This is a genomic window from Specibacter sp. AOP5-B1-6 (assembly GCF_052376555.1).
Classification (GTDB): Bacteria; Actinomycetota; Actinomycetes; order Actinomycetales; family Micrococcaceae; genus Specibacter.
On record NZ_JBQSVT010000025.1, the window covers coordinates 37195 to 56825 of the forward strand.

Annotated in this window: 14 protein-coding genes; 1 reads left to right on the forward strand and 13 read right to left on the reverse strand. The window is 62.2% G+C overall.

Annotated elements, in window-relative coordinates:
• Nucleotides 1–12 precede the first annotated feature (12 nt).
• From ACT3TS_RS13210 to ACT3TS_RS13245, 8 genes are all read right to left on the reverse strand, one after another.
• A complete protein-coding gene (locus tag ACT3TS_RS13210; protein WP_444531977.1) occupies nucleotides 13–1269 on the reverse strand; it encodes an ABC transporter ATP-binding protein in 1257 nt (418 codons plus the stop codon).
• On the reverse strand, nucleotides 1266–2864 hold the full coding sequence (locus tag ACT3TS_RS13215; RefSeq protein ID WP_444531978.1) for an ABC transporter permease: 1599 nt from the start codon (nucleotides 2862–2864) through the stop codon (nucleotides 1266–1268). The genes ACT3TS_RS13210 and ACT3TS_RS13215 overlap by 4 nt, the downstream gene beginning before the upstream one ends.
• 5 nt (nucleotides 2865–2869) lie before the next feature.
• Nucleotides 2870–3934 (reverse strand): iron ABC transporter substrate-binding protein, encoded by a 1065-nt coding sequence (locus tag ACT3TS_RS13220; protein ID WP_444531979.1) that lies wholly within the window; start codon nucleotides 3932–3934, stop codon nucleotides 2870–2872.
• Nucleotides 3935–4168: 234 nt separating this feature from the next.
• Nucleotides 4169–5038 (reverse strand): sugar phosphate isomerase/epimerase family protein, encoded by an 870-nt coding sequence (locus ACT3TS_RS13225; RefSeq protein ID WP_444531980.1) that lies wholly within the window; start codon nucleotides 5036–5038, stop codon nucleotides 4169–4171.
• Between the two features lie 182 nt (nucleotides 5039–5220).
• A complete protein-coding gene (locus ACT3TS_RS13230; RefSeq protein ID WP_444531981.1) occupies nucleotides 5221–6861 on the reverse strand; it encodes an extracellular solute-binding protein in 1641 nt (546 codons plus the stop codon).
• A gap of 52 nt (nucleotides 6862–6913) precedes the next feature.
• Entirely contained in the window at nucleotides 6914–7807 is an 894-nt protein-coding gene (locus ACT3TS_RS13235) for a carbohydrate ABC transporter permease (protein WP_444531982.1), read from the reverse strand.
• Nucleotides 7804–8784, reverse strand: coding sequence for an ABC transporter permease (locus ACT3TS_RS13240; RefSeq protein ID WP_444531983.1), 981 nt, complete (start codon nucleotides 8782–8784; stop codon nucleotides 7804–7806). The genes ACT3TS_RS13235 and ACT3TS_RS13240 overlap by 4 nt, the downstream gene beginning before the upstream one ends.
• A gap of 28 nt (nucleotides 8785–8812) precedes the next feature.
• Nucleotides 8813–11302, reverse strand: a complete 2490-nt coding sequence (locus tag ACT3TS_RS13245) for a glycoside hydrolase family 95 protein (RefSeq protein WP_444531984.1) — start codon at nucleotides 11300–11302, stop codon at nucleotides 8813–8815.
• A gap of 140 nt (nucleotides 11303–11442) precedes the next feature.
• Between ACT3TS_RS13245 and ACT3TS_RS13250 the strand changes: the two genes are divergently transcribed.
• Nucleotides 11443–12579 carry a hydroxyacid dehydrogenase gene (locus ACT3TS_RS13250; RefSeq protein WP_444531985.1) on the forward strand — a complete coding sequence of 379 codons (1137 nt, stop codon included), beginning with the start codon at nucleotides 11443–11445 and terminating at the stop codon, nucleotides 12577–12579.
• A gap of 31 nt (nucleotides 12580–12610) precedes the next feature.
• On the opposite strand, the gene ACT3TS_RS13255 is transcribed toward ACT3TS_RS13250, so the two are convergent.
• The 5 genes from ACT3TS_RS13255 to ACT3TS_RS13275 form a co-directional block, all read right to left on the reverse strand.
• Nucleotides 12611–13102, reverse strand: a complete 492-nt coding sequence (locus tag ACT3TS_RS13255) for a hypothetical protein (RefSeq protein WP_444531986.1) — start codon at nucleotides 13100–13102, stop codon at nucleotides 12611–12613.
• Nucleotides 13102–13761 carry a bacterial proteasome activator family protein gene (locus ACT3TS_RS13260; RefSeq protein ID WP_444531987.1) on the reverse strand — a complete coding sequence of 220 codons (660 nt, stop codon included), beginning with the start codon at nucleotides 13759–13761 and terminating at the stop codon, nucleotides 13102–13104. The genes ACT3TS_RS13255 and ACT3TS_RS13260 overlap by 1 nt, the downstream gene beginning before the upstream one ends.
• A gap of 188 nt (nucleotides 13762–13949) precedes the next feature.
• A complete protein-coding gene (locus ACT3TS_RS13265; protein WP_444531988.1) occupies nucleotides 13950–14150 on the reverse strand; it encodes a YbdD/YjiX family protein in 201 nt (66 codons plus the stop codon).
• A 2-nt stretch (nucleotides 14151–14152) separates the two neighbouring features.
• Nucleotides 14153–16420 carry a carbon starvation CstA family protein gene (locus tag ACT3TS_RS13270; protein WP_444531989.1) on the reverse strand — a complete coding sequence of 756 codons (2268 nt, stop codon included), beginning with the start codon at nucleotides 16418–16420 and terminating at the stop codon, nucleotides 14153–14155.
• Between the two features lie 304 nt (nucleotides 16421–16724).
• The gene (locus ACT3TS_RS13275) at nucleotides 16725–19631 is read right to left on the reverse strand and encodes a hypothetical protein (RefSeq protein WP_444531990.1); all 2907 of its coding nucleotides are present in this window, start codon (nucleotides 19629–19631) and stop codon (nucleotides 16725–16727) included.

Consider the following 19631-nt stretch of genomic DNA (forward strand, 5'->3'; position numbering starts at 1 on the left):
GAACCAGCGGGGTTATCCGCCCCAGGGGAAGACGACGCCCTCACCCACCACCTTCAGCGACAGTTCGGTGCCGGGCCGTGCCAGCATGGCGTTCCAGTGCCGGATGTTGATGATCTCGCCGCCGACGGGCTGGTGCGGATCCAGCGGGTGCTCGGCGTCGACCGCGACGGGCTCCAACCTGATTCGAACGGTGGTTTCGGGACCGAAGTAGTCGGTGTCGACCACGCGCCCGCGGATGGGTCCGCCGCTGGCAATGCGGATCTGTTCGGGGCGCAGCATCAGGTGCACCCTGCCCTGTGCAGGTGGGCGGCGGACAGGGATGCCGCCCAGTGAACACAGTGCCAGGGAGCCCTCCAGCCAGGCTTCGAGGATGACGGCGTCGCCGAGGAACTCGGCCGTGGCCCTGTCGGCCGGGCGGGTGTACACGACGAAGGGGCTGCCGATTTGGGCAAGTTTGCCGTCGCGCATGACGGCCACCTGGTCGGCAAAACTCAGCGCCTCGGCCTGGTCGTGGGTGACTAAAATGGTGGTTACGCCGGCTTGTTCGAGGGTTTTGGACACGGCCCTGCGGGTTGCGACCCGCAGGCCGGCATCAAGTGCGCTGAACGGTTCATCCAGCAGCATCAGCTCGGGCTGGCGGGCAAGGGCCCTGGCCAGTGCGACCCGCTGCTGCTGCCCGCCTGAAAGCTGGTGCGGGCGGCGCTTGGCGTAGGACCTGTCCATGGACACCATTTCCAGCAGTTCCCCGACCCGCAGGGCTGCGGCCCTGCCGCGCAGGGGCAACCCGAAGGCAATATTTGCGCCAACACTCAAGTGCGGGAACAACGCACCGTCCTGGGCCACGTAGCCAACACTGCGCTTGTGCGCCGGGATCCACTTTGACGGGCCGGCAACCTCGGCCCCGCCAAGGGCGATCCGGCCCGAATCCGGGGCGGAGAAGCCCGCTATCAAGCGCAGCAGTGTGGTTTTTCCGGAGCCGGAGGGGCCCACAATGGCGGTCGTGCGGCCCTGGGCCACGGCAAGGTCCACGCCCTTGAGGACTTCCGTGGCGCCAAAACTCTTGCGGACGGCGGCAACCTGTAAATGGTCCGCAGCATTGCTCGAGTCGCGGACGAAGGTCCGGCTGTCAGCGTCGCCGGGCGCAGGGCCGCCCGACAGCGCGCCGGGATGCGCGCCGGAATGCGCGCCGGAATGCCTGCCGGGATGCCTGCTGTTGGCGGCACCCCCGGGTTCAGGCCCGGGCCCGGGGTCGTTGGGCTGGGTGGTCATTGACCGGCCGCCTTCTTGGATTGCACGAAGAGTACATAGGTCATGGGGGCCGAGAGCACAATCATCAACAAGGCATACGGGGCGGCACCCGTGTAATCAATTTCGCTGCTCAGCGACCAAAATTGGGTGGCCAGGGTGCGGGTGCCGCTGGGTGCCAGCAGCAGCGTCGCGGTCAGTTCATTGACGATGCCGAGGAAAACCAGTGCCGCCCCGCCGGCCGCCGCCGGAGCGGACAACCGCAGCGTCACGCGCAGGAAGGCAAGCAACGGGGGTTTGCCCAGCGACTGGGCAGCCTCGTCCAGCTCATGCGGCACCTGGGCCAGGCCGGCCCGCAGGTTGACCAGTGCCCGGGGCATGAACAGCAGCGCATAGGCGGCCACCAGCACCATCGAGCTTTGGTAGATGGCGGGCACATTGTGGACGGTGATGGTCACCAGGGCCAGCGCCACCACAATGCCCGGCATGGAACTGGACAGGTAGTTGACTGCTTCAAGGATCTTGCTGACGGGCCCCGGATGCCGGACCACCAAATAGGCCAGGGGGAAAGCCAGCACAGTTGTCAGGACTGCCCCCGCCAAGCCATAGCCGAGGGTATGCAGCAACGCTTCAACGAGGGCGTCGCGCTTCCAAATGTCGCCTCCCCCGGCAATGAGCCAGCGGCCCACATGCCACAGCGGCACACCGAGGGCCAGCCCTGTAACAGCAAGCAGTCCCAGCTGTCCCGGGGCTTGGTAGAGGCCCAGCTGCAGTCGGCCGGGGCTCGCCTGCACACCGGCCCCGACCCGCGCGTAGCGGGCGCTGCCTCGGGCCCTGGACTCGGCCAGCAGGAGCAGCAAACAAAACAGCACCAGCACGCTGGCAAGCATGTTGGCCGCTGCCCCGTTGAAAGTGGACCGGAACTGGTCGTAGATCGCCGTGGTGAACGTGTCGAAGGTGATCATGGCAAATGCACCATATTCCGCCAGCAGGTGCAGCGACACAAGCAGCGCCCCGCCGGCCGTTGCCAGACGCAATTGCGGCAGCACCACCCGGAAGAACACTTTCCACGGCCCCAGTCCGAGCGACGCTGCAGACTGTTCCAGCGCCGGATCCAGCCGGCTCAGCACGGCCGCCACGGGAATATACACCAGCGGAAAATAAGAAAGCACCGAGATCAGCACACCGCCAAAGATCCCGCCCAGCGATGGAATGGCGCTGACCCAGGCGTAGCTGTTCACGAAGGCCGGAATGGCCAGCGGCGCGGCAAACAGCACAGCCCAAGCCTTGTGACCGGTCAGCGCAGTGCGCTCAATGAGCCATGCCCCGCCAACTCCGATCACGACACACAGCGGCACGGTGATCAGCACCAGGGAAACGGTGTTCAGCAGCAGTTCGCCAACACGCGGACGGAACACCAAGGCAACGATCGAGTCCCAGCCGGTGTTGGCGGTGGCGACAACCACGAACCCCAGCGGCAGCAGCGAGAACGCGGCGATCAACAAGCACAGGACGACGACGGGCCAGGGGCCGAGGCGTGTGCCCCGGCCCCCAGCCTGCTTCGGTGAGTTCTTGGCACCCGGCCCGCCTGCCGCCGTCGTGCCTTGTTTAAGAGTCATTGGAGCTAGAGCAGGCCGGCCTGCGTCATCAGGTCGGTGACCTTGGCGGAGTTCAGCTTCGCCGGGTCGATCTTCGGCGCCTGCAGGTCAGCCAACGGAGTCAGCTTGTCGTTCGGGGCGACGCCGCTGGCAACGGGGTATTCAAAGCTGGTGCCCGTTTGCAGGATGGTCTGGCCGGCCTTGCCCGTGACGAATTCGAGGAACTTCGAGGCGCTGTCCTGGTGTTGGCTGGAGGCCAAAACGCCACCGCCCGAGAGGGAGACAAAGGCGCCCGGATCTTCGTTCTTGAAGTAGTGCAGGGCCACGTTGTTGGAGTTTTCGCCGGTCTTGGCCTGGTCCCCGAACCAGTAGTAGTGGTAGATGACCGCGCCCTCAACTTCGCCGGCATTGACTGCCTTCATGGCGGTGCTGTTGCCCTTGTAGGCCTTGGAATTTTCCTTCATGGCCTTCAACCACGACAGGGTGGCATCCTCGCCCTTGAGCTCCAGCATGGCCGAGACGATGGCCTGGAAATCGGCGCCGGACGGCGACGCGGCCCAGCGGCCCTTCCACGCGGGGTCGGCCAGATCCATGATGGATTTGGGCAGCTGGTCCGCCTTGAGCTTCGTCTTGTCGTAGGCGAAGACCGTGCTGCGTGCGGCGATGCCGGTCCACTTGTTCGTGGACGGACGATATTCGGCCGGCACCTGTTCCTGAACCGTGGCGCTGGTGTCGGCAAAGAGACCCGCGTTCTCGACCTGGGTCATGGCCGGGGAGTTTTCGGTCAGGAAAACATCGGCGGGCGACTTGGCATCTTCTGCGATGATCTGGTTGCTCAGCTCCAGGTCGCTGCCCTGGCGCAGGGTGACCTTGATGCCTGTTTCCTTGGTGAACTCGTCAACCCAGGCCTGGGTCAGCGATTCGTGCTGGGCGTTGTAGACGGTGATGGCATCTTGCGCACCGCCGGCAGCGCCGCTGCTGCCTGCCGGAGCCGGTGCCCCACCACAGGCTGCGAGCGTCAATGCGGATAGTCCAGCCAACGCCGCCAACGCGGCTTTGCTGAACTGCTTCTTGCTGAACAGGGACTTCATGGGAGCCTCTTGGCGGTAGGGATAATTAGCGTACGTAAGTTTATCGTAATCGACAAAGTGGCAGACTCGCCCGGCTTGGTCCCTGTTTTAACGCAGCTCTCACCATATTTTTTGACTTTGGCCGTCTTTTTGTCCACTTCCTGCGTTACCCGTCGGTGGACGACGGTTTGTGCAGCAGTTCCCCGGCCCGGTGACACCGCCAAGTCACCCCGCGCGGTTGTGAGCCGCCGCATGTCAGGTCCGGGAAGCGAGCGAACGAAGATAGGCCAGGTTGTCCGCAGTGCGCTCCACAAGAGGGAGTTCGGTGGAGAAGTCTTCAACCGTCACCCAGCCGTCGTAACCTACAGCTGCCAAAGACTTGAAATAACTTGGCACGTCTGCGATTCCCCCTCGAAGCGTTGACCACTCGTGCTTCCACGCGGCATCCGATCCATTGACAGGCTGTCGGGACCACACTGCATTTTTCACATGAACGTGCGCCAAATGCGCGCCCAGAAGCTGCAGCCCTGCCAAGTTTTCCTCCCCACCTTCGACAATGAGATTTCCCAGGTCGTGGATGACACCCACATGGTCCGGGTTCAGTCCTTCCACCAGTCGCAGGGCAGACGACGGAGACGAGGTCACCGTTTGGTGGTGCAGCTCAAGAAGGGCCTTTACGCCATGGAACGCCGCCCTCTCAGCCACCCAGGAAAAATGCTCCCGGGTCTCTGCAAAGAGGTCCCGGTAATCACGCCCGGTGGGTTCCCCTCCCATGGCTGCTGTCCCCAGGGGCAACGCCACAACACGAACTTGTCCTGCGCCCAGTCGGGCCGTCGCCGCCAGGATTCGCTCCACGTCCACATGGTTGTCACACCGTGCGTATCCTCCGAGGCCGGAATATTTGAGGCCGGCGGTTGAGGTGATGTCCGCGATTCGGCCAAGGTTCTTTTCCAGGCCGGTGAGCGGCCAGGTGGACTTGTTCCCGGCCCAAAACCCCGGTTCAGCGGCGTCTTTCTGGTCCGTAATTCGCCATTCGATGCCGTCCCAGCCTTGGGCGGCAAGGGTGGTGGCGGCTTCCTCCGGGGTCCATTCCGGAGTGGAAGCGGTGAATACAGAGAATTTCATGGCGTGCGCTCTTTTCGCTGTGCCGGTGCGGAAAGCTCCGGCAGGTCTTGGTCTGGGCAGGCGGACGGCTGGTCCGCACACCGGGGGAACATCCCGGTGCGCGGCCCCAGTCCGGCCGGATTCTTCAGTCATGCTTCGGTGCCCGGCCCGTCGATATCGATCCGGCCGTGTCGGTGTGGGCCTCAGGAGCTCTTCAGCTGCAGGAATGCCTGCTCATACTCCGTGCGCATCTTGTCCCCGGCCTTGCTCTGCCAATCCTTCACGCCTGCATCCCAATCCGAAACGGCCTTCCGGCCTTGCACGATGTCATTTTGCAGCGCCTCCATGGCGCTGAGTTGCTGCGCTCCGGAACGTGAAGCCGTGGCAGAGTACAGCCCGTTGCTCGCATCTTTGACGGCGAGGGGAACCAGCGCTTCTTCTGCCTCGTGGCGTGCACGGACTGCCTGCTCATCCTGTGAGATGTAAAGCGTTCCGGGCGCCCCTGTGAGGTAGACCGGATTTGCCTTGATTTCAAGCGTTCCCTGGTCCGTCATGATGGGGTCGCTTCCACTGAGCTCATAGTCGATGCCGTCAATCCCATATTGTCTGAACATGTTTTCTTCGGTGCCAAACGGTGCGGACAGCCAGTTGAAGACGTTCAAAATGGTCTCCACCCGGTCTTTGGCCTTCTTATTGATGGCGGTGATGGAGTGGTTGGGGTCCCCGAGCCAAAAGCTGCCCTTGCCGCCTTCGGCTCCGGGGGCGGGATGTGCAGCCATCTTGAATCCCGGGATGGTGACGCCACGGCGTTGGAATCCCTGCCAGGCGCTCAGGCTGTCCTCGACCATGACCGCGGTGCCAGCGTCGAACCACTTTTTGTATTGTGCTTGAGCCGATGCAAATGCGTCAGGGTTGACTACTTTTGCGGCCACCAGCTGTCGGCCGGCTTCCAATGCGTCCTTCATGTTTTCATGTTCAAAGAGGTGGCTGAAGGTTCCCTCATTTTCAGCCCAGTAGTTGGGCAATTGGTACATTTCCTGGACGAAAATCATGGGCAGGCTGGCAAGTGCCCAACGGTTTTTGGTTGGGTCGGTCACGGCTTTGCAGAGATCCATGAAATCCACAAAGCTCGCCGGCACAGCGGCTGCCCCCAGTGACTCAAGAATGTCTTCCCGGCGGTAGAGGACACGGGATGTGGTGATGCCGCGGGGAATCGGCAGGCCAAAGATCTTTCCGTTGAAGACGGCACCGCGCCAGCTGTCCGTGGGAATGTTGGCCAGGGCCGGGTACTTTTTGATCGCGTCGCCCGCCAAGTACGGAGTCAGGTCAAGAGCCTTCGCCTCCAACATTGCCGGGAAATCAGGCGTTTCATTCTGAAGGTTGAAGACATCAGGCAGCTGATCTCCAGCAATGGTTGTGGCCAGCTTCTGGGACCAGTCCGCAGCGGGCGTCCACGCCACTTTCAACTCGGACCCCAACCGCTTGTTCAGTTCTTGCGCGTAGGCGTTCTGGCCTGTCGCCGGCGGGATGGCGTTGGCCGCGGGCATCATGACGGTGATGGGATTGCCATCACCAGGTGTCCCCTCGGTCATTTTCGGTGGGTTGGCGGGGTAGGTGAAGTACGCCTCCGTGACACCCTCGCTGTTGCCGGGCAGGTCGGCGGGGGCGCCGGGGAATTTGACGAAGGTCGGGAGTGCAGCGTTGCCTGCATTGGCACCGACAGGCACACCTCCGTCGCCGCAAGCGGTGAGAACAGGTGCGCCCATGACCGCGATTACACTCATCGCAAGGGTGCCGCGAAGCATTCCGCGGCGGGACAATTCTGATTTCTTGTAAGTCTTCATGATGTTATCTCTCAGCTGGTTTCGAAGTCAGGCAATGGGAATTGGGTGCCGGCTAGCCCTTGACGGCGCCAGTGAGCACCCCTTTGGCGAAGTGTTTTTGCAGGAACGGGTACACCAGCAGAATTGGCACGATGGCAATGACCAGGATGGCCATTTGAATCGATGGCTCTGGAGGAAGCACTGCTTCCACGGCGCCCAGATCGGCTTCTCCGAGCTGCGTTCCGTTGACCACGTACGTCCGCAAGACAAGCTGCAGCGGCCATTTGGCAGAATCGCTGAGGTACAGCATGGCGTTGAAGAAGGAATTCCAATAGCCAACGGCGTAGAACAAACCAATGACAGCCATGACTGCCTTGGAAAGAGGCAGTGCTATCCGCCGGAAAATTTGCCATTCGCCGGCACCGTCTATCCGTGCTGCATCTATAAGTTCGGCGGGAATTCCCGAGAAGAAGGACCGCATGACGATGACGTTGAATCCGCTGACCATGGTGGGAACAATCAAGGCCCAGTATGAGTCGAGCATGCCCAGCTGTTTGACCATCAGGTAGGTGGGGATCATCCCCGGTGTGAAGAGCAGGCTGAACAGCACCAGCATGATCATGAATTTGTTGCCGACCATGCTGCGCCGGCTCAGCGCCCAACCCAGCATGCTGGTAACTGTCAGGCTGAGCAGTGTTCCAACAATCGTTATTCCGGCGCTGACAAACAAGGAACGAGTGACAACTCCGCCGGAGAGCACTGAGGCATAGGCGGACCACTGCACCGAGTCAGGGAACAGAACGAATCCGCCGGCTTTGGTCACCTGCTCAGGAGAGGCCACCGACGTGGAGACAATGCCAATGAACGGGACAATCACAACTGTGCAGATCAGAAGCAGGATGAGCCCTTTGAGCAGCCTGGTTCCCAAGGCCGGTGCGGGCATTCCGTCAATTATTTTCCGGCTCATGATTTGTAAACTCCTTCTTCACCGAAGAAATGGGCTAATTTATTGGCGAGAAGGACCAGGACCACACCGACCACGCCCTTGACGAGCCCAACGGCCGCTGCGACTCCCCAAGCTCCGCCGATAATGCCGTTGTTGAAGACGTAGGTGTCCAGGACTTCTGAGACTCCAAGCCCCACCGCCTGCTGCTGGAGGACCAATTGTTCGAACCCAACGGTGAGAGAGTCCCCCAGCTTCAGGATGAACAACAGGATAATGATCGATCGCAGCCCGGGCAGGGTGATGTGCCAGGTTTGCCGCCAGCGGCTGGCTCCATCAACTGCCGATGCTTCATAGAGGGAGCGGTCAATTTGGGCGAGCGCGGCCAGAAAAAGAATTGTTGCCCAGCCCGTGTCCTTCCAAATGACCTGGCTCGTGATCACGGTGGTGAACAGTTCCGAGTTTCCAATGATGGAAAGCGTTTCATGTCCGTTTGCACGCAGGTAATTGTTGATCATGCCGGAGCCACCCAGGATCTGCTGGAAGACGGCCACGACAATGACCCAGGACAGAAAGTGCGGGAGATACAGGATCGATTGAACGATCTGCCTGATCCTGTTGGACAGCAGACTGTTCAACAGGAGGGCGATCAGGATTGGTGCAGGGAAAACAAAAACTGCCTGCAGGGCCGTGATGATCAGTGTGTTTTTAAGGGCGTTGAGAAATGCCGGATCGCCGTTGAAGATGACGGAAAAGTTGTCAAAGCCCGACCATCTCGAGTGCATGATGCCCAAAAACGGCTGGTAGTCCTGGAAGGCAATCACATTTCCGAGCAACGGAATATATTGAAATGTCAGCAGCAGCACTATGCCCGGGAGCGCAAAGAGCAGCAGCAGTTTATCGCGCTTGATCCGTGCCCACAAGGCAAGCTTGGGCCTGGCGGGCGGGTCCTGCTTCATTTCCAGGGGCGGCGGCGATGGCCGAATTTTGGTCAGGCTCATGGACAGTTCCTTTCGTGGGGATATTCGGTCAATGTGTCAGTGCCGCGTGGTTCAGTGCCGCCGCAACAGGGCTGCCTGGTTTCATGACGAATTTGCCGGATTCCGGTATTTGAATGGTGTGGACGACGTCCAGGTTTAAGGATCTGGCTGAGGAGGCTGGCAGCCGCAGCTGGACCCGTTGAAGAGGGCTGCCGTCGAGTTCAAGATGGGAAACCACGCCGTTCTCCCAAGTGATGGCTGCGACCAGGCCATTTCTGGCCCGCAGGCCGCGGACGCTTCCGCGCGACCATTCCGGGGGAAGCGCGGGGAGTATTTTCACCTCACAGCTGTGGCTCTGCAACAACATTTCTGCCACGGCCGCAGCAATTCCAAAGTTTCCATCGATCTGAAAAATCCGGGGCGGGTGGAGGTCCAACAGGTTGTCGGCCACGGAGTCTGCCAGGAGCGAGTTGATGCTTCGCAAGGCTGCCGGGCCATCGCCGAGCCTGGCCCACAGACACGCAACCCAGGCTTGGCTCCATCCTGTGCCGCCACCGCCCGCGTCGAGCCGCCGCTCCAGCGCCAGCCGGGCTTCTTCGGCCATGCGCGGAGTCTGCTGAAGATCGATCAGATTGGAGGGGTACAGTCCGTACAAGTGGGACAGATGACGGTGGCCCGGGTCCTCGTCCCGGGTGGGTTTCTCCCATTCGTTGATGCCGCCACCAGCCAGCACCCCTATCTGCGGCAAGCTGTCGAGGGCTGCCTCGAGTCGTGCCGTAAACCCGTCCTCCACCCATGCCGAGGACGGCCCTTCGGCGGCGGCGAGGCGCAGGCAGGAGCCGAAGAGCTCCCTGATCAGCCAGTTGTCCATGGTGGTCATGACGCCCAGCGCCGTCGCTTTCCCTCCGGGCCCGATAAATGAGGCTTCCGGTGACGTTGAAGGAACTGTCACCAGGGCGCCTGCTGCTGCCGTTGAACGTGGGTCTGCCACCAGGAAATCGAGCAGGAAATCGGCGGCGCCGCGGATTACCGGCCATGCACGCTGCAGAAATGCCGGGTCCGGGGCATAATCGTTGTGTTCAACAAGGTGGCGGCACAGCCACGCAGCTGACAGCGGCCACATGGACCACCGTGGTTGCCCCTCGCCTCCTCCCACCGGCCAGGTAGTTCCCCAAATGTCGAGATTGTGGTGAGCGGTCCATCCGCCGGCGCCGTAGAGTTCGGCCGCCGTTTTACCGCCAGAGGCCGCGAGGTCGGCGATAAACTCAAGCAGCGGTTCATGGCACTCCGCCAGCCCCGTTGTCTCGGCAGCCCAGTAGTTCATTTGCACGTTGATGTTCGCCGTCCAGTTCGAGCGCCAGGGCGGCCGGACCTCCGCGTTCCAAATCCCTTGCAGGTTTGCCGGCTTGGACCCGGGCCGGGAGGAAGCGATCAAAAGGTACCTGCCAAAATTGAACAGCAGTTCCACAAGACTGGTGTCCGTTGTACCAGCCCGAAGTGCCGCCAGCCGTTCATTTGTGGGCGGTGCCTCCCCCGATGCAGCACCGCCAAGGGCCAGCTGAACTCGATTGAACAAGTGTGCGTGGTCGTCCCGATGGCGAATCAACAATTCGTCATGACCCAATTCGCCCGCAGCCGCCAGTGTCGTCTCGTTGTAGGCGCGAAGAAGGTCGGGACGTTCATGCGGAGCCGTTGACCAGCTGGTGTAGGAGTCGGCGGCGCTGAGCAGGATTGTCACCGCAGTCGCACCACGGACTTCCACCGAGCCGTCGGCAAGGAGCGAGACTTCACCTTCATCCGCGGCCACCCTTGCAGCAACATCGAACAGCATGCCCTGGCGGCGGCCGTAAGAGACTCCGTCGTGGACTCCCGGCCCCATCCCGGGGATGGAATCCGGTGCCCGGCCCGACAGCCCAATCGTTTGTTCAAGTTGAACTCCGGCAGAACCAGGGCACGCCTCAGTTTCATGGACGCTCTGGAGTGAGATGCGCAGATTCAGCCCGCCCCTGCTCGTCGATACCTGCCGCACGGCCAACACCTTGTCCGGCTGGGAGCAGAATGCCTCCCTGGAAAATCCGCCGCGCGGGCCGGAGAAGTGCGTGCTGGCGACTGCGGCGGCGAGATCAAGCTCTCTGCGATAGACATTGGATGTTTCGCCGGTGCCCGAAGCTTCGATTTCCTCGATGATCAAGTCGCCCAGCGGCTGGAATGACTCAGTGGGCGGACCTTGCATCTGCCGGGCGAGTGCGTCCACTGCGACCGGGTCCCTGTTGCCATCAAAGATCAGTGTTCGCATGGCACGGAGGGTCTCCGGACCGTCAATGACACCGTGGCCCCGCGGGCCGCCGGACCATAGTGTGTCCAGGTTCAGTGCAATGCGTTCACGATGAACGCCGCCATGGACCATGGCACCCAGGCTGCCGTTGCCAAGGGGCAGCGCGTGGAGCCATTCTCCCGCCGGACTCGCGAATGACAAGAGATTTGCGCGCTTGTGCCGCAGCAGTTCGCTGGTGCTTGCAGCTTCAGCTGAGCCACTCATTAATACTCCTTCGTATCGTGTTGACCATCGCTTGGATCCGCTTGTGGCCCGGCGTCAAGGTGACGCCGTAGTCCAGTAATCACAGTCGGGACCCTGATCGCAACATCGCATTCAGCACCACGGACTTATCCACGCCTGAGGTGAAATATTCAGGCATTCGCAGCTCGGAAATGCTAATCTTGGAAAGCGGTTGCCGAGCTGTAGCCACAAAACTATCGCATGACCTGAATCACGTCAAACATCCGATGTTAAACATCGAAACTGGAAGGATAGCCATGGCTCCGCGGCTCCGTGCGCTGCTGGTAATGAATGAGGACCGCCTTGCGGATGTGTACCCCCGCAACGTATTGGAACGGCTGGCACAATCGGTTGATCTCTGCCACCCTCCGCTGACTCGACGTCAGTTGACCAGCTCGCCCGAACTGATGAACGACGTCGATGTGCTCCTGACAAGTTGGGGTGCGCCGAGACTGGATGCAGAATTCCTGGCTTCAGCCCCGAACCTGAAAGCAGTGTTTCTTGCTGCCGGATCCATCAAGGGGATCGTTACGGACGAGTTCTGGTCCAGGGAAATTCCCATAGTTTCCGCGGCTGCAGCCAATGCCATTCCCGTTGCAGAATTCACTCTGGCTCAAATCGTGCTCAGTCTGAAGCGCGCGCCGGGCCTGGCACGTGAGACGGCCCGGAATGGATCACTGGCAGCCCGCCCACCGTTGGCAGGGACTTACGGCTCCAGAGTTGGCCTGCTGTCGCTGGGAGAGATCGGGCTTCATGTGGCCAGGCTCCTCCAGGCATTCAGCCTCGACGTTGTTGCCCACGATCCGTATATTTCTGCCAAGCAGGCGACAGCCGCTGGCGTGGAACTGGTGACGCTCCCCGAATTGTTCGAGAGCTCTCACGTGGTAAGCATCCACAGTCCGCTTTTGCCGGCCACGCTGGGCATGGTGAACAAGGCGCTGCTCGAATCCATGCAACCGGATGCCGTGCTGATCAATACCGCCCGCGGTGCCCTGATCAACGAGCCGGACCTGGTCGAAGTTTTGGTCAACCGCCCCGATTTGACGGCCATGTTGGATGTGACATGGCCGGAGCCTCCGGTGCCCGGTTCGCCGCTGTATGCGCTGCCGAACGTGTTTCTCACGCCCCATGTTGCCGGCTCACTCGGATCCGAGTGCGCCCGTCTCGGCGATTTGGTCGCTGATGAGTGCCAACGCTTCGTCGGCAATCAGGAGCTGCTCCACGAAGTTGGCCGGGCCACCGAACGAACCCGAGCCTAGCGCCGGGGCAACGGCTGCCCCATCAACTCGCTTATTTTTCGGCCAGCAGTTCCCCGGCACGGGTGACGTGCTGGCGCACGATGTCTGCCTTGAGTTCCACGCCGGACACGGCCCCCACGCCAAGTCTCAGCAGGGCCAGGGCCTCCGCCGTTGCCGCCAGCGCATTGCCCGCGCGGGAAAGTTCACGGTGCACGTCATTGAGGTAGCCGCCGGTCCCCGTGGGGATTTCCATTCCGTCGCTGGGCCCTGCTGCCTGGGCCCGCGCGGCAATGCTCCGCACCTCGGGCAGGAGATCGGCGAGACTGTCGGCCACCTGCACCATGGCGTCGTAGTTTTGGGTTGTTTGTGACAGCGTTTGTGTTTGCCCAGGCTCCGCTTCGGCCAGGCCCTCGAGCATCTGGTGGAAACGGTCGAGGCCGCGGCGGAACCTGTCGTGGGTGCGGCGCCAAACGCCCTTGCCGAGTTCGACGTCGTCGTGCTTCGCCTGCCGTGCGGCACCAAATAGACCTTTGAACATGGCCATCAGAGGTACTGTCCGGGACCGCCGGAATCCGGCCCGCCCATTTGGTTTTGGCCGGGGATGCCCTGTCGCTGGCTGCCGCCCTGGTCTGCCGAGGCACGCTGGGGCTCACCGTTCTCGCCAACAACCACGCCGGGGGCAATCATCGTACCGGGCGGCAGCTGGTGCATGGCCAGGCGTGCGGCTGTTTGCTGGTTGGCCATGGCCTGGGCGGCCAAGGCGGTCTGGATGCCGTGGAACAGTCCCTCGAGCCAGCCCACCAGCTGGGCCTGGGCGATGCGCAGTTCAGCGTCCGACGGTGCGCTCGTGTCCGTGAAGGGCAGGCTCAGGCGGTGCAGTTCCGCCACAAGTTCGGGTGCCAGTCCGTCTTCCAGCTCAGCAATCGAGGCCTGGTGGATTTCCGCGAGCCGGGATCGGGCGGCGTCATCCAGTGGCGCGCTTTTCACCTCGTCGAGCAGCTGTTTGACCATAGTGCCGATGCGCATCACCTTGGCCGGCTGGTCGACCATGTCAGCCACAGAGGCAGGCTTCTTTGCCTTTGTTCCGGCCGTGGAATCCCCTGCGACCTCGTCCGCCTTCTCCGCCGCGCCACTTGCCGCATTGCCCAAAATTGTGCCTTCAGCCGCTTCGTCAGTGGCCGGGATCTGCGCCTTTTCACTCATAGTGCCAGTCTCTCACGGGTACGCAAGGCCCGCCCCGCAGGATCCGCTGTTGCCCCGCCCGGGCGCCGGTCGGCTGGGAGGCGCGTGCCGCCGTCGTCCATGGCTTTAACGCCGATGACGTGGCAACCCGGCGAGCGTAGGGGAAAGTTCCCCTACGCCCGCCAGCTTGCCACGTCATGAACGTCGGCTCAGCAGCAGCGGCCCTCCGGGTTGGCGTCCTGGCGGTCTGTTTTGTCGCGCCAGAACTCCTTCACGTTCATGGGCGCGGTCGCGCAGCCGGTGGCACGGTGGTGGTCAAGGTACTTGTCGTAGGAATCCTCGCCGAGGACTCCCTTGAGGTACCTGTTCACGGCCCCGAGGCCGCGGCTGGCGCTGCGCAACAACTCCATGGCTAGTGCCCGGACCGCGCTGATTGTTTGCCGGAATCGGCCCATTCCTTCATCAGGACCTTTTCAGCTGCCGTCGGCACGATGGATGCCGGCGCGAAGATCCGCGAGGGAAGCGCCGGGTCCTCGAGGCTGGTGCCCCCGCCAGCCTTGACGGAGCGGATCGTGACCATGACCGCCGTCGCAATCACAATCAGTGACAGGACCACGAAGATGATCGACAGGGTGCCCTGGACGAAGGTGTTGCGGACAACGGCCTCCATTGCCTCGACGGTCTTGGCGGTGCCGTGGCTGGTCTCGCCGCTGGCCAGTGCCGCCTTGAACGCATTGTGCTGCGCCCAGTAACCGACGGCCGGGACAGTGGAGAAGATCTTCTGGAAGGACGCGAATACCGTGACCACGGTGACAAAGGTCAGCGGCAGCGCCACCATCCACAGGTACTTCACATGCGTGTGCTTGGAAACGATCACCAGGCAGACGGCCAGGGCGATGGCCGCCAGAAGCTGGTTGGCGATGCCGAACAGCGGGAACAAGGTGTTGATGCCGCCGAGCGGATCCGTGACGCCCATGATGAGGATCGCGCCCCAGCCGGCCACCATGATGGCCGTCGTGATCCACGAACCAAGGCGCCAGGAGGTGTCCTTGAACTTCGGCACGAAGTTGCCGATGGAGTCCTGCAGCATGAAGCGTGCCACACGGGTTCCGGCGTCGACGGCCGTGAGGATGAAGAGGGCCTCGAACATGATCGCAAAGTGGTACCAGAAGCTCATCATGGCCTGCCCGCCGGCCACCTGCTGCATGATGTGGGCCAGGCCCACGGCAAGGGTCGGTGCGCCGCCGGTGCGGGAAACGATCGACTCCTCGCCGACGTCGGCCGCTGTTTGGGCGAGCGTGGCGGGGTCAACATGCACGCCGGTCAGGCCCAGCGAGTTCACGAACGCGGCGGCGCCCTCGATGGTGCCGCCAGTTGCCGCGCCGGAGGAGTTCATGGCGAAGTAGATGCCGCGGTCGATGGACAGTGCCGCAACCAGGGCCATGATCGCCACGAAGGATTCCATGAGCATGCCGCCGTAGCCGATGTAGCGGGCCTGGCGTTCCTTTTCAATCAGCTTCGGCGTGGTGCCGGAGGCGATCAAGGCGTGGAAACCGGAGAGCGCACCGCAGGCGATCGTGATGAACAGGAACGGGAACAAGGCGCCCGAGAACACGGGGCCGTCGGAGCGGCCGGCAAATTCACTGAACGCCGGGACGTTGATCGTGGGGCGAACCAGCACAATGGAGCCGGCCAGCATGACGATGGTGCCGATCTTCATGAACGTGGAGAGGTAGTCGCGCGGGGCCAGCAGCAGCCAGACGGGCAGGATGGCGGCGATGAAACCGTAGATGATGATGGCCCAGGCCAGGGTGGTGCGGTCCAGGTGGAAGAAGGTGGAGCCCCATTCGGTGGCCGCAACCATGCCGCCGCCAACGATCGCTGCGAGCAGCAGGACGACGCCGATCAGGGACACTTCCATGACCTTGCCGGGACGCAGGTAGCGCAGGTAGACGCCCATGAACAGTGCGATCGGGATGGTCATGGACACCGAGAACACGCCCCACGGGGACTCGCCCAGCGCGTTGACAACGACGAGGGCAAGGATCGCGACGATGATGATCATGATCAGCAGCGTCGCGATCAGTGCGGCGGTGCCGCCGACGACGCCAAGTTCCTCGCGGGCCATCTGGCCCAGCGAACGGCCGCCGCGGCGCATGGAGAAGTGCAGAACCAGGTAGTCCTGCACGGCACCGGCCAGCACGACGCCGACGATGATCCAGATGGTGCCGGGCAGGTAACCCATTTGGGCTGCCAGGATCGGGCCCACCAGGGGTCCGGCGCCGGCGATGGCGGCGAAGTGGTGCCCGAAGAGCACGTTGCGGTCGGTGGGGACAAAGTCCTTGCCGTCGGCCTTGTATTCAGCCGGGGTGGCGCGCTTGTCGTTGGGCTTGAGCAGGAACTTCTCAATGACCTTGGAGTAAAAGCGGTAGCCGATCAGGTAGGTGCACACTGCGGCAAAGACAAACCAAATGGCGTTGACGGTTTCCCCGCGGACCACGGCCAGCACAACCCAGGCCACGCCGCCCAGCAGTGCAATGGCGGCCCAGATCGCAATCTTCAGCGGCGTCCACTTCTGTGTTTCTGCTTCGGCTTCCAGATCAACGGCCACCGGTGGCAGATCGGGGTCCTGAACCAGGACATCGCCTTGATCGGCGGCCCCGCTTGACGGCATTGTCATGTTTTTCCCTACGCTAAGACATCATTACGGCCTTTTGAGGGTAGTCACAGCTTCCGGATTCCATGCGTGGTGTGGCCCGGATCATGGCGGAATATCTGCCAACGGTAGCGTCTTTGCGATGAGCGGCGGGAGGGTGTCAGGGAAGCACGACGACGGGATCCCCGCCTTCTCTGGGAAGGTGGGGCCTCCCGCCGTCGTGCTTCGGTGCCTCATAAAAATCTGTGTGGCAGTTGATGGCCCAAAAACACCGGATATCGGGAAAATCGGTCAAACAGCTGCCATACAGAACTGGGGGTGGGGGTGGTCAGGCCAGGGTTTGGCGCCTGGTCATGGGCAGCTTGCCCTTCGTGAGCACCCACGCGGCCGCTGCGCCGAAGAGGGGGACAAGGATCATCAACGCACCCATTTGCAGCCAGGGGATGACGATCGCAACTCCGGACTGCAGCGACAGCACGACTATCACCGGAATGGCCCCGGCAACTATGCCCAGGACTGTGCCCAGCATGGCCGTCATGAGCGTTTGGGATCCGGAAATGGCCTTGCGCAGCTTCGTGTCGGCACCAACACTGGCCAGAGTGGCGTGGTCATTGCGACCGTCGGCGAGCGCCAGTCCGGCAGTGATGCCTGCGGCGCTCAACGTGATCAGCGCACCGCCGACGACGATGAGCCAAAGCATGAGGTTGACGAAAGTTGGCGGGCCCTCCTCCAATGCGAAGCCGCCAAACGGACCCATGAATGGCGCCAACGAAGCGGCCACCTTGTCTCCGGAAGCCAGGCTCAGCGGCCCGGCCGCCGTGATCAAGAGCGTTCTTTCATCAACTGGCATCCCCATGGTCGCGGCCGTCTCCGCGGAAACGACACCGTAAAAGTGGAGCGGCTTTTCCGGGGCTTCGACGACAGCCGGCAAGGCCTTGGAACTCAAAGGAACATAGCTTGACCGCAGGAACGTGGGACCTTTAGTGTCCCCACGTCCAACCGCGGCGTTGCTGTAGCTAGTTTCAGCATGGAAATCGATGCTGATGACCGACGCATTGCCGTCATTGTCGGCATAGATCTTGTTGGTGATGACAATGCCGCCTGATGTGAGCGCTTCCTTGGCGGCGTCGTTTGGCTCGCGTCCCAGGAGTGCCGCCAGTTCGTCCTCACCGCCCACAACGATCGGCGGCAGGAAGGTGCCGAAATTCGTCGTATTCATGGCCCCTGAGCATCGCCAGTCAGCCACGTCCACAGGCCTGCCACCATCGGTCATCTCGCAACGGTTGGCCTCCGGCTCGGCGAGCACCCAGCCAATACAAGGCGGCGAAACGTATTCCCCATCATCGTTGAGTGAACCGGACGGACAAGAATTGCTCGGTGTTCCGCCGCGAAGGACATGAGTTTCCACGTCGGGCCCAACCGAGGTTTTCAGTGCGGCGGTGACTTTGGCGGGGTCAACCGTGACGACGTGAGCCGGGTCCGCACCCACGGCACCATGGGCATCCGAAGGTGTGGACTCCTCGTATTGCAGCGGGATCCCCACTTGGTTGAGATTGTATTGCCAACCATGGTTGTCACTCACTTGCTGCATGACGCTGGCGGTACCGACCATGAGCGCACCCGACAACGTGGCCGCTGCCAGCACAGCGGCCACAGCGGGAACAGTCCGCCCACGATTTCTGGCGGAATCCCGTGCAGCCATGCGAAGCGGCACGGGCAGCCACGAAGTCCTCGCGGTCAAGAGATCAATGATTCGGCCGACCAAGCAAATCATCGCAAGAACCAGCAACACCGCACCCACGATGATCAGCCCCAAATACAGCGGCTGCGCTTGAAGCATATGGGGACCGTTGCCTGTGGCAACGGCGATTACTCCACCGGCCGCCATGGCGAGCGTCGCAAGTATGGCCATGCCGATCCCGATTCGGGTTGTCCATTTGGAGGGTGCATCCGCAGTTCGGCCGGATTTCAATGCCGACAACGTGGCTTGCTTGGACACCGCACGGGCCGGGACCATGGCGGCCAACCAACCAGCAAGCAGCCCCACCACAATGAGGACCACGACGCCGATCCACTGGATATGGAGACCGGCGAAGAGGACGTGGCCCTGGGCTCGAATATAAAGGACCCCAATCACAGCGGCCGCGGTGCCCAGAACCGCACCAATCACCCCGCCTGCCAACCCCAGCCAAATGCCGCTCGCCGTTACCACTGTGCGCAACAGGCCACCTTCCGCTCCGGAAGTAGTCAGCAGAGCCAAGTCCCGTTGTTGCTTTCTGGCACCAACGGCAAAGGCCGCTCCTGCCAAAAGCCCCACTTCAAGCAATGCCAGAACACCGATGAGCGCACCCGTCAATGCCATGGTGAGGACGTTTTGTTGGGCGGAATTGGACGCGTCATCGTTGGGCTGCGCCGGCCGTTCCGTCAGCGAGGGCGGACTCAGCAAGAGGCTGTGTGAGGTGACCTGAACGCCCTTGGCATTGAAATTCTTCGCGTCGGCCCAGTTGATTGGCTTGTCACCAGCCAGGTAGACGGTGGTCGGCCCAGCGGAAGCAAGCGCTGCAGCCGGCAGCTGGTTCGTCTTCAGATACAGAAAGGCGTTGCTGTCCGAGGCCCCGGCATCGCGCACGCTTCCGACCAATTCAAAGGTGCCTGCCGACGTCGTCAGCTTCTCCCCCACGTCGAGCTCAAAACGGTCAAACAGTCCGGGTGACCCCACGGCTTGATTGGGGCCTGCTGGTATGACACCGTCCAACAACTCATACTTGCCAGCAAAGGCCGGATCGAGAGCATCCGTAACGACGGTCTGCAGCGGCATCTGGGCCTGCCCCACCGGGGTGGTCAGCTGCGTTGCTTGGGCAGTGATCGCCCGGTAGCCAGCGGGGACGACATCCGCGGGACTTGCGGCAACAAAATTCTGGTCCTGGTCATCCGAGCTGTACGGGTATCCGAGATCCCCACGCAGGGATTGCACCATGGTGGAATTCAGGGCACCCATTCCGCTCAGCCGCCCCTGCGTCTGTCCCAGCTCGTGCAACACGGTTTCGTTCGGGGTGGCCAGCATGCTCTGTCCGGCGGTGGCGGCGGCGGACATGGCAAAAATGGGCAGCGCAATCAACGCGATGATGAGCGCGGAACGGCCCTTGTGGCGGCGGATGTCGCGCCACGCCATTTTCAGGGCAAGGCGCAGGCGGTGCTGCCCGCCACCCTTGACGGGCTTTAGATCAAGCGCCAC